Source organism: Saccharopolyspora sp. NPDC002578 (assembly GCF_053592695.1).
Genome location: NZ_JBSFWJ010000002.1, coordinates 209,890 through 225,939 on the forward strand (window position 1 = coordinate 209,890; position 16,050 = coordinate 225,939).

The following is a 16,050-nucleotide window of genomic DNA, read 5'->3' on the forward strand; positions in this document are numbered from 1 at the left end:
TCAGCGACCACCTTCGGTCTCGGGCGCGTAGAGCCGGTCGACCAGGCGCATCAGCTTCTCCAGCGACGCCGGGGCCGTCATCACCTCGGAGTGCATCGCGGTGTCGACGTCGATGGTGAAGAAGTCGTCGATGTGCTCCGGCCAGCCCTGCCAGTAACCGCTGCCGTCGACCTCGGGCAGCTCCGGGTTCGGGAACAGCACCATGAACTCGCGGAACGCGCCGAAGAACTCGCCGCTGGCGTTGCGCAGGTAGTAGCAGCGCAACCCGTCCGGCTTCGGCAGCGGGCGCAGCTCGTAGCGCTCCAGCTGGGTGGCCTCCAGGTAGCGCGACAGCTGCCGCACCCGCGAACGCAGCTGCGACTCGGTCTTCTTGATGCCCCGCTCCAGGGCCGCCTCGATCAGCGAGTCCAGGAACGCCGGGCCGTCGAGGGTGGTGTCGACCTCCTCGCGGGTCAGGATCGGCGTGTTGCCGCCGTGCGATTCGAAGCTGTTGTTGCCGAGGATCAGGTTCACCGCGCGGTAGTCGCTGACCTTCGAGACCACCTCGGGGCTGAAGTCACCGCCGACGATGATGTCGTTGGCCTTGTTCGTCGCCGCCGCGTCGAGCGTGTCGAGCATGACCAGCGTGTTCACCTCCGCGCCGCGCAGCTGCAGCTGCCGCACGACCTCGTAGGCGAACAGGCCGCCGAGGGAGAACCCGCCGATGTCGTAGGGGCCTTCGGGTTGCACGGCGAGGATCAGCGACGCGTAGAACTCGGCCATCGCGACCTGCCCGGTGAGGATCTCGGTGTCGTCGATCCACCCCTTGGGCTGGATGCCGTAGAACGGCCGCGCGGTGCGTGCCGCGACGGGCGCGTAGGACTCGACGCCGCCGTTGCCGTGGTGCACCCAGAACACCGGGCGGCCCTCGGTGACGCCGTTCATCCGGACCAGTTCGGGGAACTCGTTCGCCGAGACCGGTTCGCGGCGCGGTTCCGGGATCACCACCGGTTCCGGGACGGCCGCGACGGGTTCGCGGGGCGCGGGCGCGGATTCCGGCGCGGAGGCACCGGCGATCGCGGCGGCGATCTCCTGGAGGGTGTCGCAGTCGGCGATCACGTCGAGCGTGAGGTTCGCGTCGACATGCGTCTGCGCCTGGGTGAGGAACTGCATCATGAAGATCGAGTCGAAGCCGTAGTCGATCAGCGGCGCGTCGTGCGGCAGCTCCGCCGGGTCGATCTCCAGCAGCGAGGCCATCAGGTCCGCGACGACCGGCAGCACGTCGCTCGCCGCCGGTGCGGCGGCGACCGGTGCGGGAGCCGCCGGTGCGGGAGCGACCGGTGCCGGAGCGGCTGGTGCCTGAGCGACCGGTGCGGGCGCGGAGACCGCGGGCAGCACCGGTTCCGGCTCGGCGACCGGGGCGGGCACGAACTGCTCGCGCATCCGCGCGTGGTCCCCGTCGAGCGCGATGACCTGCGGCAGCCGGGCCGCCCACGCCCGGTGCAGCGCGTCGATGCCGACGTCCGCGCGCATCGGGCGCATGCCCACGGATTCGAGCAGGTCCACCGTGGAGGCGGCGCCGCCCATGCCGCCCTTGTCCCACAGCGGCCAGTTCACCACCAGCGTCCGGCCGGACCGTTCCCCGCGTGCCACCAGGGCTTCGCGGTGCGCGGCGTAGCCGTCCATGAAGGCGTTCCCGGCGGCGTAGTCGGCTTGGCCGACGTTGCCGAACGCGGCCATCGAGGAGAACCCGATGAAGCACTCCAGCGCCGAGTGCGCGCTGGCCTCGTCGAGGTGGCGCAGCCCGGTGACCTTCGCGGCGAACACGTCGCGGACGTCGGCCGCGCTCTTGCGGGCGAGGAAGCCGTCGCGCAGCACGCCGGCGGCGTGCACGATGCCGTGCAGCGCGCCGTGCCGGGCCTCGACCTCGCGCACCGCCTGGAACACCGCGTCCCGGTCGGCGACGTCGAGCACGCGGTAGTCGGCCTTGGCCCCGGCCGCGCGCAGCCGCAGCAGCAGCTCTTCCTGCTCCGGTCCGGCGGGGCTGCGCCCGCACAGCACCAGCGCGGGCGACTGGACGCGCCGGGCGATCTCCTCGGCGACCAGCGCGCCGAGGCCACCGGCACCGCCGGTGAGCAGGTAGACACCGCCGTCGCGCCACGGCAGTTCCGGCGCGGGCGCGGGGATCTCGCGCCAGCGCGAGACCTGCCGCGCGCCGCCGGCGTGGCGCACCACTTCCTGTTCGGAGTCGGCGGCGTCGCGGCGCAGCCGGTCGGCGAGCGCCACGGCCGAGGGCGCGTCGTCGATCTCGATCCACTGGGTCAGCAGCTTCGGGTGTTCCAGCCGCGCGGTGCGCAGCATGCCGCTGAGCCCGCCCAGCCACGGCGAGCCCGCGGGCGTGACGACCTGGACGAGGCGCGGCGCGGGCTGGCGCGCTTGATCGCGCACCAGCTCCAGGAGGCGTTCGGCGTAACCGGCGTAGCGGTCCTCGACCTCGCCGGTGCCCTGCCAGTGCTCACCGCCGCCGCCGAGCAGTCCGCCGAGTTCCCCGGCGTCGATCGCGGGCAGTTCGCAGAGCACCACGTGGTGGTTGACCTGCTCGGCGGCCGCTTCGGGCGCCGCGGCGCGGCTCCAGGCCGGTTCGATCAGCAGCGCGGGCGCCTCCGGCGCGGTGACCTCCGGGGTCGTGGCGCGCCGCTTCCGGGCGCGGGTGCTGAAGCCCAGGATGCGCACGCACACCGCGCCGGTGTCGTCGCACAGGTCGACGTCGAGCCGCCGCACCCCGGAGTCGCGGCGGTCGTCGGCGGCGCGGCGGACCAGCGCGAAGCCCTGGCTCGGGGTCGGCGCCAGCACCTGCACCTCGCGGACCGCGAACGGCAGCGCCGCCTCGGAGAGGTCGCCGCCCTGCTCGCCGAGGACCAGGCCGAGCGTGGTCTGCAGCGCCGCGTCGAGCATGCTCGGGTTCAGCGCGAAGGAACCGGCGGCCGACGCGGGCAGCCGCAGCCGGGACACCGCGATGTCGTCGCCGTGGTGCAGTTCCTCGATCGCCTGGAACGCGGGCCCGTAGCCCATGCCGATGCGGGCGAACAGCTCGTAGATCTCGGCGCCGTCGTGGCGGGCCGAGCAGATCGCCCGCAGCGCCTCGATGTCGTGCACTTCGGTGTCGGCGGTCAGGTCGGGATCGACGTGCGCGGTGCCGCTGGCGTGCACGACGCGGGTGCCGGATTCCTCGACGTAGGCCCGGAACGCGTGCGCGGCGTCCACCTCGACGTGCAGCGCTGCGGTGTCGGCGATCGCCAGCGGGCGCAGCCACGTCACGTCGCGCAGCCGCACGCCCGTGGTGGTGGCGAGGGCTTCGCGGACGAATTCGAGGTAGGCGGCGCCGGGCAGGGTGGGCGCGTCCTGCACGCGGTGGTCGCGCAGGAAGAAGTCCTGCCCGCTGAGCTCGCGCACGTGCGGCGCGCGGGGCCGCACCTGCGCGGCCGTGCCGTCGGCGATCCAGTAGCGCTGCAACCGGAACGGGTAGGTCGGCAGCGGCAGCCGCCGCATCGGCCGGTCCGCGTACAGGCGCCGCCAGTCGAAGTCGAAGCCGGTGACCCACAGCTTCAGCAACCGGCCGAGCTTGCCCTTGGCGATCCAGTTGTCGATGGCCACGGCGATGTCGTCGTCGCCGACCAGCTCGCCCCACGGGCCTTGCCGTTCGGCGCGGGCCTGGTGCAGGCCGTGGGTCTTGGTGCCGTCGAGGTGGGCGGTGAGCCGCTGGCGCACCTCGGCCAGCGAGTGCGCGAGGAACGCGAGGCGTTCCGGCAGCGCCGCCCGGCCCACCTGGAGGGTGTAGGCGAGGTTCGGCAGGTCGGTCTCGGCGAGCGCGCCGGAGTCGATGCGCTCCACGAGCTGGCGGGCGCGGGCCTGCAAGGTCTCCGGTCCGGCGGCGGAGAGCACCACCGCGACCGGCCCGGCGGCGGGCGCCGGGGTTTCGGCGCGCGGCACGTACTCCTCCAGCACGACGTGCGCGTTGACACCGCCGAAGCCGAACGAGCTCACCCCGGCGCGGCGCGGCAACTCGCGACCGTCGGCGTCGCGCGGTGCCACCCACTCCTGGCTCTCCCGCACCAGGCGGAACGGGCTGCCTTCGAGGTCGATGAACGGGTTGACCTGCTCGGAGTGCAGGCTGCGCGCCAACGTCCGGTGCCGCAGCTGCAGCAGCACCTTGAGCACGCCCGCCACGCCCGCGGCGAGCTCCAGGTGGCCGATGTTCGTCTTCACCGAGCCGATGCCGACGTGGGCGTCGGTGACCGGCGCACCGGCGTAGAGCTCCGCGAACGCGTCCTTGAGCCCGTTGATCTCGATGGGGTCGCCGAGCTTGGTGCCGGTGCCGTGCGCCTCGATGTAGCCGACGGTGCGCGGGTCGATGCCGGCCTTGGCGTAGGCGCGGCGGATCACCGCGGCCTGCGCCTTCGGGTTCGGCGCGGTCAGCGAGTTGGCCCGGCCGCCGTGGTTCTCCGCGGTGGAGCGCACCAGCCCGTGCACGTGGTCGCCGTCGCGTTCGGCGGCCGACAGGGGCTTGAGCACCAGCATCCCGACGCCCTCGCCGCGGCTGTAGCCGTCGGCGTCGGCGGCGAACGTCTTGCAGCGCCCGTCCGCGCTGAGCATCCCGGAGCGGCTGAAGCTGACGTGCCCATCCGGCACGACGATGGTGTTGATGCCGCCGACGACGGCCATGTCGGCCTCGCCGCGCTCGATCGCCGCCACGCCCCGGTGGATCGCCACCAGCGAGCTGGAGCACGCCGTCTCCACCGGCTCGCTCGGGCCGTGCACGTCGAGGAAGTAGCTCATCCGGTTCGGGCCGACGGAGGGGACGCTGCCCGTGGGGGTGACGCTCCGGCCGCGGGCGGCGCTGCGGTCGGAGAGCAGGCCGTAGCCGGTGTCGTTGGTGCCGACGAACAGCCCGAGGTCCGACCCGGCGAGGTCGTCGGCGGAGTACCCGGCGTCTTCGAGGGCCTTCCACACGTACAGCATCAGCAGCCGCTGCTGCGGGTCCATGTGCACCGCGTCCTTCGGGGCGATGCCGAAGAACAGCGGGTCGAAGTCGGCGACGCCGTCCATGAAGCCGCCGTGCTTGACGTTGGTGCGGCCCGGTTCGGCGAGCGGGTCGCCGTAGTACTCGCGCCAGTCCCAGCGGTCGGCGGGGACCTCGCCGATGCAGTCGCGGCCGTCGCGGAGGTTGGCCCAGTACTCGTCGAGGTCGTCGGCCATCGGGAACTTGCCGCTGATGCCGACGATGGCGATCGGGTCGTCGTTCGGAGCGGGTGCGGGTGCGGCCGGAACCGGGGTGGGAGCGGCGGGCTGGGCGGCCACGGGCTCAGCGCGCGGAACCGGTTGCGCCGCAACGGGATTCACCGGCTCCGCCGCAGCGGCGGGCGCCACGCCGAACGCGGTCGCGAGCTCCGGTGCGTGCTCGGCGGCGACGAAGGCGCTGAACGCGCGCAGCGTCGGGTGCTCGAACAGCACCGTCGGCACCAAGTCCAGGCCGAGGGACTCGTTCACCATGTTCACCAGCTGGCTGATGATCAGCGAGTCGAGGCCGTACTCGGACAGCTCCACGTCGACGTCGAGGTCCGTGGGGTCCACCTTCAGCAGCCCGCAGACCTTCTCCACCACGACCTCGCACACCCGCTCCGCGAGGTCGTCGGCGTCCGGTCCGCCCGAAGCCGAGGCGGGCTGAGCCGAGGTGGGCTGAGCCGAGGTGGGCTGAACATCGGCGGGCTGGGGCCGCTCGCCCCGCTTCCAGGCGCGGAGCAAGCGGAGCGCCTCGTCCTGCCCGACCCGGCCTTCGCTGATCAGCCGGTGCAGGTCGTCCAGGGATTCGATCGGGGTGCTCATGCGAGGCTCCTCTTGAACTCGTCGGCGCTCAGGGAACGCCTGCCGATGGCTTCGATCAGGTCCAGCAGGTGGGCGTCGTCGTCGGAGTCCGCCGCGTCCGCCGGCTCCTGCTGGGCGGCGCCGCCGACCCTGCGCACGCTGAATCCCCGCAGCCGCACGCAGATCTCGCCGTCGTCGTCGCACACGTCGAGGTCGATGCGGCGGACCTCACCGCCGTGGTCGTCCTCGGCGAACCGGGCCACGACCCAGCCGGTGTCCGGCGTGGCCCGCAGCACCTCCAGCTCCCGCAGCGCGTAGGGCAGCGCGGCACCGGCGGCGTCGCCCTGGTCCAGGAACAGTCCGGCCGTGGCCTGCAGCGCGCAGTCGAGCATGCTCGGGTTGAGCACGAACGCCTCGTCGCGGGCGGCGGCGGGCAGCTCCAACCGCGCCACCGCCTGCCGCGATCCGGCGTGCAGGGTCGTGATGGCGCGCAGCGCGGGCCCGTAGTCCATGCCGAACCCGGCGTAGCGCTCGTAGCAGGCGGCGGCGTCGAGCACCGCCCCGTCGCAGGCCGCGCGTTCGGCGACCAGGTCGAGCCGATGCGCCGGGGCCACCTCGCGGCGGCGGAGCTGACCGCGGGCGAACACGGTGCGCTCCCCCGCCTCGTTCGCGGCGTACACCTCGTAGTCCGCGCCGTCGTCGGCGCGGGCCGCCAGCGCCACGTGCACGTCGGTGCCGTCCCGGACGGTCAGCGGTCGCAGCCAGGACGCCAGCCGCACCGACCAGGTCCGCTCGTCACCACCGGCGGCCCGGACGACGGCGGCTCGGGCCATCTCCAGGTGCGCCACGGCGGGCAGCACCGGAGTCGCGGCATCCCCGCCACCGGCGGTGTCGGTGCCGGGCCGCCAGCCGGAGACCACCGACATCACCTGGTCGCGCACGCGGTGGTCGTCGAGGAAGAACTCGCGGCCGGTGAAGTGCGAGGTGTAGCGGTGCTCGGCGAGCTCCGAGGTGTTGGCGTGCACCAGCGGGTGCAGCCGGGCCGGTGCCCCGCCGTTGGCGGGACGGGTGGTGTCGACCCAGTAGCGCCGCAGCCGGAACGGGTAGGTCGGCAGCGGGAGCCGCCGCGGGCGGTGCCCGGTGTGCAGCCGCTCCCAGTCGACCTCGGCGCCCCGCACCCACAGTTCCACCAGCCGCGCCAGGTCGGTACCGGTGAGCTGATCGAAGCCGGTACGCGCGGCCAGGTCCGCCGGGACCTCCGGAGGCTCGGCACCGCGCTCCACTCGTCCACTGTGGACGCTGACGTGGTTTTCGCCGCGCAGCCACGATTCCAGTCCGTCGCGCAGTTCCCGCAAGGTCCGCGCCGACACGGCGACGCGCTCCCGCATCGGGGTGCGGCCGGTCTGCGAGGTGCGGGCGATCGCGGCCAGGTCCGCGTCGGTGAACTCGCCGCCGTGCAACGCCGCCAGCCAGTCGGCGGCGAGCTCGCGCAGCACCTCCGGGTGGCTCGCGGAGAGCACCACCGGCACCGGCGCGGTCACCGGGCGCTCCCGCACGGGCTCCGGCACGTACTCCTCCAGGACCACGTGCGTGTTGACGCCGCCGAACCCGAACGAGCTCACCCCGGCGCGGCGCGGCAGCTCCCGGCCGTCCGCGTCGCGCTGGGCGACCCAGTCCTGGCTCTCCCGGACCAGGTAGAACGGGCTGCCCTCCAGGTCGACGTAGGGGTTGATCGCGTCGAACCGCACGCCCTGCACCAAGGTCCGGTTCCGCAGCTGCAGCAGCACCTTGATCACCCCGGCGGCGCCGGCGGCGAGTTCGAGGTGCCCGATGTTGGTCTTCACCGAGCCGACTCCGCAGTGCGCCTCGGTCACCTCGGCGCCCGCGTCCGCGTACAGCTCGCGGAACGCGGCCTTGAGCCCGTTGATCTCCACCGGGTCGCCGAGCTTGGTGCCGGTGCCGTGGGCCTCCACGTAGCCGACGGTGCGCGGGTCGACGCCCGCCTTGGTGTAGGCCTCGCGCAGCAGCGCGGCCTGCGCCTTCGGGTTCGGCGCGGTCAGCGAGTTGCCGCGCCCGCCGTGGTTCTCGGCGGTGGCGCGGATCAGGCCGTAGATGTGGTCGCCGTCGCGCTCGGCGGCGGAAAGCCGCTTGAGCACCAGGAATCCGACGCCCTCACCGCGGGCGTAGCCGTCGGCGTCGGCGCCGAAGGTCTTGCACTTGCCCTCCGGGCTGAGCATCCCCGCCTTGGAGATGCTGATGTGCCCGTCGACGCTGACCATCGTGTTCACGCCCCCGGCGATCGCCAGGTCCGATTGGCCGCCGTGCAGGGCCTGGATCGCCCGGTGCATCGCGACCAGCGCGCTGGAGCAGGCGGTGTCGACCGGTTCGCTCGGCCCGTTGAGGTCGAGGAAGTAGCTCATCCGGTTCGGCCCCATCGACGGGGCGGCGCCGGTGATGTCGTAGCCCTCGATCATCGGCTGGTAGCGGGTGACCAGCGTGCTGTAGCCGGTGCTGGTGGTCCCCGCGATCAGCGCGGTGTTGGTGCCCGCGACGTCCTGCGCCGAGTAGCCCGCGTCCTCCAGCGCCTTCCACACGTGCAGCATCAGGAGCCGCTGCTGCGGGTCCATCAGCTCGGCCTCCTTCGGCGAGAGGTCGAAGAAGAACGGGTCGAAGTCGCCGACGCCGTTCATGAAGCCGCCTGCGGTGACGTTGGTGCTGTTCGGGTCCTTGATCGGGTCGCCGTAGTGCTCCCGCCAGTCCCAGCGGTCCGCGGGGACCTCCTGGGTGCAGTCGCGGCCGGCGCGCAGGTTCTCCCAGTACTGGGCGATGTCGTCGGCCATCGGGAAGCGCCCGCTCATGCCGATCACGGCGATCGGCTCGTTCACGGGGCGCTCGGGTTCGGCGGGCCGGGCCGGTGCGGCGGGGGGCGGTGCCGGTGCGGTGGGAGCCGTTTCCTGTTCGGCTGGAGCCGATTCCGGGGCGGCGGCGACCGCGTCGGCGTGCTCGGTCAGCAGGTGGTCGGCGACCTCGCCCAGCGTCGGGTACTCGAAGAACAGCGTCGGCGCGAGCGAGAGCCCGTACTCGGCGTTGAGCTCGTTGGCGAACCCGGTCAGCGACAGCGAGTCGAAGCCGAAGCGGGTGAGCTCGGCGGTCGCGGTGATCCGCTTCGCGGGCACGTCCAGCAGCACCGCCACCCGCTGGATCAGCTTCTTGATCAGCGCCTTGCGCCGGTCCTCCGGCTCCGCGGGACGCGCGGCGGGTTCCGTGGTCGGCAGCCCGAATTCGGCGGGGTGGTCATCGAGGAGGTGATCCACGACCTCTCCCAGGGTTGGATGTTCGATGAGCGACTTCGGGGCGATGGCGATGCCGTGCTCGGCTTCGACCTTCCCGGCGAGCGCGGTCAGCGACACCCGGTCGAAGCCGTAGTCGCCGAGTTCCACGGCCGGGTCGATCTCCTCGGCCCGCACGCCCAGCACGTCGGCGGTGTGGGCGGTGAGCCGGTCGAGCACGACCGCGCGGACCGCCGCCCGGTCGGGTGCGGTTCCGGAAATCGACTCCGTCACAGGGGATTCGCCGGTGGCGCGGGATTCCGCCGAGGCCGGGGCTTCGGCCGGGGCGGCGAGCAGCGTGGCGCCGATGCGGGCGCGGTCGCCGTAGACGGCGAGCACGTGCGGCTCGCCGCTGCCGCAGGCGCGGTGCAGCGCTTCGACGCCGTGCTCCGGCCGCATCGCGACCATGCCGGTCTCGCCGCGCATCCGGTCGGCGGTGGCGGCGTCGACGTGCATGCCGCCGCCGTCCCACAGCGGCCAGCCGACCACGAGGGTCCGGCCGCGCCGCTGCCCGCGGGCGACCAGGTCGTGGCGGTGCGCGGCGTAGGCGTCCAGGAAGGCGTTGGCCGCCGCGTAGTCGCCCTGCCCGGTGTTGCCGAACGCGGACAGCGAGGAGAACCCGATGAAGCAGTCCAGGTCCAGGTCCGCGGTCGCCTCGTCGAGGTGCGCGAACCCGGCCGCCTTCGCGGCCAGCACCTCGCGGACCTCGGCGTCGTCCTTCTGCGCCAGGTAGCCGTCCCGCAGCACCCCGGCGAGGTGCAGCACGCCGTGCAGTCCGCCGTGCTCGGCGACGACCTCGCGCACGTGGCGCTCGACCGCCGCGCGGTCGGTGACGTCGAGCGCGCGGTAGCTCGCCCGAGCACCCGCGCCGACGAGCTCGTCCAGCAGGGCGCGCTGCGCGGGGCCTTCCGGCGAGCGGCCGGCCAGCACCAGGTGCGCGCCGGGAGCTCGGGCCGCGATCTCGCGGGCGAACACCGCGCCGAGACCGCCCGCACCACCGGTGAGCAGGTAGGTGCCGCCCGCCCGCCACGGCGGGGTTTCCGGCGCACCCGAGAGTTCGGTCCACTGCGGCACTGCGCGGTTCCCGCCGGTACGGCGGACCACCACCGCGTCCGTGCGGGCCTCGGCCCGCAGGTGCGCGGCCAGCTCGGTGGCGCTGATCGTCGCGTCCACCTCGACGAGCTGGGCCGCGAGCTTCGGGTGCTCCAGGCGAGCGGTGCGCAGCAGGCCCGCCAGCGCGGCCGAGATCCCGTGCGCGGGCACCGCCACCTGCAGCAGCACCCGGCCTTCGCGGGTCGCGCGGATCGCGGGGCGCAGTCGCGCCAGCACCGCCTCGACCTGCCGGGCGAAACCTTCCGCGAGGTCGGCGTGCTGCGGCAGCTCCGTGCACGGGACCTGGAGCTCGTCCTGGATCGCGCGCGGGTCGGCGCCGGGCACGGCCAGCAGAACCTCGTGCCGCGCGGGCGCTTCCGCGACGTCCGCGGGTGCGGCGGCGCGCCAGCCGGTGGTCATCAGCACCAGCTCGGAACCGTCCTGTCCGGATGCTTCCGGTTCGGCGGCGAGCAGCCGGGCGGTGAAGCCGAGCAGCCGCACGCACACCGCGCCCTGCTCATCGCAGAGATCGACGTCCATCCGCCGCACCGCACCGCCGCGGTCGTGCGCGGCGGGCCGCACCACGGCCCACCCGGCGGCGGGGCTCGGCGCGAGCACCCGCACCTCTTCGAGCACGAACGGCAGCGCCGCCGCGACCTCGGCGGAGCCGGACAACGACAGCCCGAGGGTGGCCTGCACGGCGGCGTCGAGCATCGCCGGGTTCAGCGTCCAGCCCGCCGTGCCGGCCGCCTCCGGCAGCCGCAGCCGGGCCACGGCCAGCCCGTCGCCCACGTGCAGCTCCCGCACCCCGCGGAAGGCGGGGCCGTAGCCGATGCCCATCCGGTCGAAGTGCGCGTAGAACTCCTCGTGCGACACCCGGCGAGCGCAGCGCTCGCGCAGGGCCTCGACGTCCAGCGGTGCGGCCGACTCGGCCGCGCACCGTTCGACGCGTCCTTGGCCGTGCGCTCCGGCGGGCGTGGTGATCTCGAAGCCGAAGCCGTCTCCCTGCTCGTGCAGGGCGATCTCGGCGGTGACCGGTCCGGTGACCTCCAACGGCCGGGACCAGACGACGTTGCGCAGCCGGGTCTCCACCGGTTCGACGCCTTCCGCTCGCGCTGCCGCGCAGGCCAGTTCCAGGTACGCCACGCCGGGCAGCACCGGCACCGTCCGCACCCGGTGGTCTTCGAGGAAGAACTCGCGCCCGGTCAGCTCCACCGCGTAGCCGCCGTCGACCTCGCGCCCCGCCAGCGGGGACCCCGCCGGAGCCTGCTCGCGGGAACCGACCCAGTACCGCTCCCCCGCGAACGGGTAGGGCGGCAGCGAGGTGATCCGGAACCCGCCGTCGGCGAACAGCGGCGCGAAGCGGATGTCCGCGCCCCGCGCGAAGGCACCGGCCAGTTCCCGCAGCGCCGCCGGGTCGTCGCCAGCAGTCAGCAACCGCTGGATCCGGCTCAGCTCGGCCGGGTCCTGACGGCGGTGGCCGTCGGCGGCGGTGCCGGTGACGACCCGCTCGGCGCGGCCGTCGCGCAGCCAGGTCCGCAGCGCGGTGATCAGCTCGCCCCGGTCGGCGACGACGGCCGCCCAGCGGTGGGCGCAGTGCCTGCGCCCGGTCGCCGCCGTGTAGGACACCTGGCCCACGTCGAGGTCCTCGTGCGCCTCGGCGTGCGCGAGCAGCCGCCGCACCTGCTCCCGGCGCACGTCCTCGTCCTGCCCGGACAGCACCACGAGCCACCCGGCGCGGTCGGCGTGCCCGCCGGAGGCGGCCGGGGCCTGCTCGATGACGGCGTGCACGTTGGTGCCCGCCGCGCCGAACGAGCTCACCGCCGCGCGGCGCGGGCCGCTCGCCGGAGCGGGCCACGGGCGCAGCTCGGTGTTCACGTGGAACGGGCTGCCGTCGAGGGAGATCTCCGGGTTGAGCTCCTGGAAGTGCAGCGTCGGCGGCAGCTGCTCGTGCTCCAGCGCCAGCAGCACCTTGAGCACCCCGGCCACGCCCGCCGCGAACTGGGTGTGGCCCACGTTCGTCTTGATCGAGCCGAGCGCGGTGCCCCCGGCCGGCGCGTCACCGAAAGCGCCGCGCAGCGCGGAGAACTCGATCGGATCGCCCAGCGGGGTGCCGGTGCCGTGCGCCTCGACGAGCTGCACGCTCGCCGGGTCCACCCCGGTGCGCTCGTACACGCCGCGCAGCAGCCGCTCCTGCGATCCGGCGCTGGGCGCGGTGAGCCCGTTGGTGGTGCCGTCCTGGTTCACCCCGGAACCGCGGATCACGCCGTACACGTGGTCGCCGTCGGCGAGCGCGTCGGACAGCCGCTTGAGCACGATCACCCCGGCTCCCTCACCGGGCACGAAGCCGTCGGCGCGGGAGTCGAAGGTGTGGCAGCGGCCCCGGGTGGAGAGCATGTTCGCCCGCACCGCGGACCGGTAGAAGATCGGCGTGGACTGGATGAACACGCCACCGGCCAGCGCCATCGACGTGGCGCCCTGGCGGAGGTCCTGGCAGGCCTGGTGGATGGCGACCAGCGAGCTGGAGCACGCCGTGTCCACCGAGATCGCCGGGCCCTGCAGGTCCAGGAAGTACGAGATCCGCGAGGCGATGACCGAGGAGATGTTGCCCCACAAGGTCTGCGGGGGCGCGTCCTCGCCGATGAGCTGCTGGTAGTCGCTGGGCGGCCCGCCGACGTAGACGCCGCACCCGCTGCCGTCGAGGCGTTCCCCGGCGTAGCCGGCGTCCTCCAGGGCGTGCCAGCACTCCTCCAGGAAGATGCGCTGCTGCGGGTCGGTGTAGGTGGCCTCCTTGCCGGACATCCGGAAGAACCAGGCGTCGAAGCGGTCGATGTCCTCGACGAAGCTGCCCTGCTGGCGCGGCACGTCCGCGCCGAGCTCGGCGCGCAGGTCCCAGCGCGTGACGTCGCCGACGAGGTCGTCACCGGCGGCGAGGTGGCTCCACAGCGCCTCGGCGTCCGGGGACTGCGCGAACCGCGCGGCCAGGCCCACCACGGCGATGCCCTCGTCGGGCAGGTGGGCTCCGCCGGAGGAGGCGCCGTGCGGCGATTCGCCGGGGGCGCCGTGTCCGTTCGCCGAGGCGTGGCCATTCGCCGATCCGTGGCCATTCGCCGATCCGTGGCCGTTCGCCGAGCCGTGGCCGTTCGCACCGTTCGCGACCTGCGATCCGTTCCCGTTCGCGAGCGACCCGTTCGCGGCGGCTCCGTTGGCACCGCTGGACTTCTGCGCGCCGGTGACGTCGAAGCCCGTCGCGGGCAGCGCCTCCAGCGGCGCTTCCGCCAGGGCCTGCTCCGCCGCGCCGCCGAGCGTGCCGGACGTGCGGAGTTCGGCGCCGTAGCGCGCCAGCAGGTGCTCGACGAGCCGCTCCAGCGAGCTGTGCTCGAACAGCGCCGTGCTCGCCAGGTCCACGCCGAGCGCCTCGTTCACCGCCCGCACCAGCTTCACGCTGAGGATGGAGTCGACGCCGAAATCGGAGAACGACGCCTGCGGGTCGATCTCGTCGGGTTCCATCATGAGCACGCGGGACAGCTCGCCCAGCACGCGCTCGCCGACGAGGTAGCGCACCGCCGTGTCGTCCAGCGCCGCCGGGACCGGGTCCTCCGGCGCCACCGGGACCTCCGCGCGGGGTTGCGCGGAACCGCGCGCGGGCAGCTCCGAGGTGACCCAGTAGCTCTTGCGCTGGAAGGGGTACGTCGGCAGCGGGGTCCGCCGCACGTCGAGTCCGGTGAACAGGCCCGCCAGGTCCGCGGGCGTGCCCTCCAGGTACCTGGTGCGGGCGAGTTCGTGCGCGTCGCCGCGGTCGCCCTCGACGGCGCCGCCCGCGAGCCAGGTCTCCAGCTGCCGCAGCAGCGAATCCCGTCCCGCCGCGACGAACGCGGCCCGCTGCGCGTAGTGGTCCCGCCCGAGCGCGAGGGTGCGGGCGACGTCGCCGAGCACCGCGTCCGGGGTGCGGCGCAGGTGCGCCAGCAGGTCCTCGGCGCGCTGCCGCAGCACGTCCTGCTTCGGCGCGGAGAGCACGAACAGGTGGGTGCCACCGGTGTCGCCGCGCGCGGGAACCGGGGCGTCGCCGACGACGAGGTGCCCGTTGGTGCCGCTGAACCCGAAGCCGCTGAGCCCCGCCGCACGTCCACCGCGCGCGTTCGGTTCCCACGGTCGCAACGCGGTGTTCACGTGCAGCGGACCGCCGTCGAGCCGGATCGCCGGGTTCTGCTCCCGGTAGTGCAGCGAGGCCGGGATCTGGCCGTGCCGCAGCGCGAGCACCAGCTTGAGCAGCCCGGCGACGCCCGCCGCCGAGGTGGTGTGCCCGAGGTTCGTCTTGATGGACCCGAGCGCGATCGGCCCCGGCGCACCGGAGAACGCCGCGCTCAACGCCTGGCATTCGAGCGGGTCGCCGAGCTGGGTGCCGGTGCCGTGCGCCTCGATGACGCCGATCTCCGCCGGGTCGATGCCGAAGTCGGCGTGCACCTGGCGGATCAGCCGCTCCTGGGACAGCGCGCTGGGCGCGGTGATGCCGTTGGTGGCGCCGTCCTGGTTCACCGCCGAACCGCGGATCACGGCGTGCACGTGGTCGCCGTCGGCGAGCGCGTCGGACAACCGGCGCAGCACCACGACTCCCACGCCCTCACCGGGCACGAAGCCGTCGGCGGCGGCGTCAAAGGTGTGGCAGCGCCCGGTCGGCGAGAGCATGCCGCCGCGGCCCGCGGCCAGCTGGGTGTCCGGGGTGGTGGTGACGCTGACCCCGCCCGCGATGGCGAGTTCGGTCTCCCCCGCCCACAGGCCCTGGCAGGCGAGGTGCACGGCGACCAGCGAGCTGGAGCACGCCGTGTCCACCGCGATGGCGGGTCCGTGCAGGTTCAGGTGGTAGGCGACGCGGCCCGGCACCACCGACGGGGCGTTGCCCCACGCGGCCTGCGCGGGCGGCGCCTGCTCGAACCACTCGGCGTAGTCGCCGCCGGTGCACCCGGCGTACACCCCGCAGCGGCGCCCGCTGAGCTCGGCGCTCGCGTGCCCGGAGTTCTCCAGCGCCGTCCAGGCCTGCTCCAGGAACAGGCGCTGCTGCGGGTCGGTGTAGGTGGCCTCGATGCCGGTGAGGTTGAAGAAGTTCGCGTCGAACTCGTCGATGCCGTCGAGGAAGCTGCCCGCTCGGCAGGTCAGGTCGTCCACATCGGACAGGTCCCAGCGCTCGATGGGGCCGACGAGGTCGTCGCCCGCGGCCAGGTGCGCCCACAGGGCGTCCAGGTCCGGAGATCCGGCGAACCGGCCGCTGATGCCGACGATGGCGATCGGCTCCCGCTGCCCGCCACCGGCGGGTGCCGGGGCGGAGGTCACGGTCTGCGGCGCGGGGGCGGGCGGCGCGACCTGCGGCGGCGCGACCGGTGCGGCGGGAGCCACCGGGGCGGCCGGTGCCACCGGGGCGGGCAGTCGCGGGTCGTGGCTCTCGGCGATGTGCTCGGCGAGCTGCGTGACGCTGCGGTAATCGAAGATGACCGTGGTCAGCAGGTCGACGCCGAGTTCCTCGTTGAGCCGCTGCACGAACTTCGCGCCGACGATGGAGTCCAGCCCGTAGTCGGCGAAGGCCTGCTCCAGCCCGATCCGCTCGGCGGGCATCCGCAGTGCTTCGGCGAGCGCCGCCAGCACCACGTCCGCCACCGACACGTCGGCGACCGGCGCCTGCTCGACGACGGGTGCCGGAGCCTGCGGGGCGGATTCCGCCGCCGCGTCGGGGTTTCCGCCGCGCGGGCCGCGGGCCTTGCCGTCGCTGCGGGCGACGACGATCTGCTGCCCCAGC

Annotated in this window: 2 protein-coding genes (1 of these 2 only partly in view); both read right to left on the reverse strand. The window is 73.9% G+C overall.

Annotated elements, in window-relative coordinates:
* Window positions 1-5,862 carry an SDR family NAD(P)-dependent oxidoreductase gene (locus ACWD38_RS02520; protein WP_450123182.1) on the reverse strand — a complete coding sequence of 1,954 codons (5,862 nt, stop codon included), beginning with the start codon at window positions 5,860-5,862 and terminating at the stop codon, window positions 1-3.
* A protein-coding gene (locus ACWD38_RS02525; RefSeq protein ID WP_450123183.1) for an SDR family NAD(P)-dependent oxidoreductase crosses the window boundary here: on the reverse strand, window positions 5,859-16,050 show its 3' portion. Its footprint extends 13,823 nt past the window's final position; the window shows 10,192 of its 24,015 coding nt (coding positions 13,824-24,015); its start codon lies off the right edge, out of view — the gene reads right to left on this strand; its stop codon occupies window positions 5,859-5,861. Before ACWD38_RS02525 ends, ACWD38_RS02520 begins: the two co-directional genes overlap by 4 nt.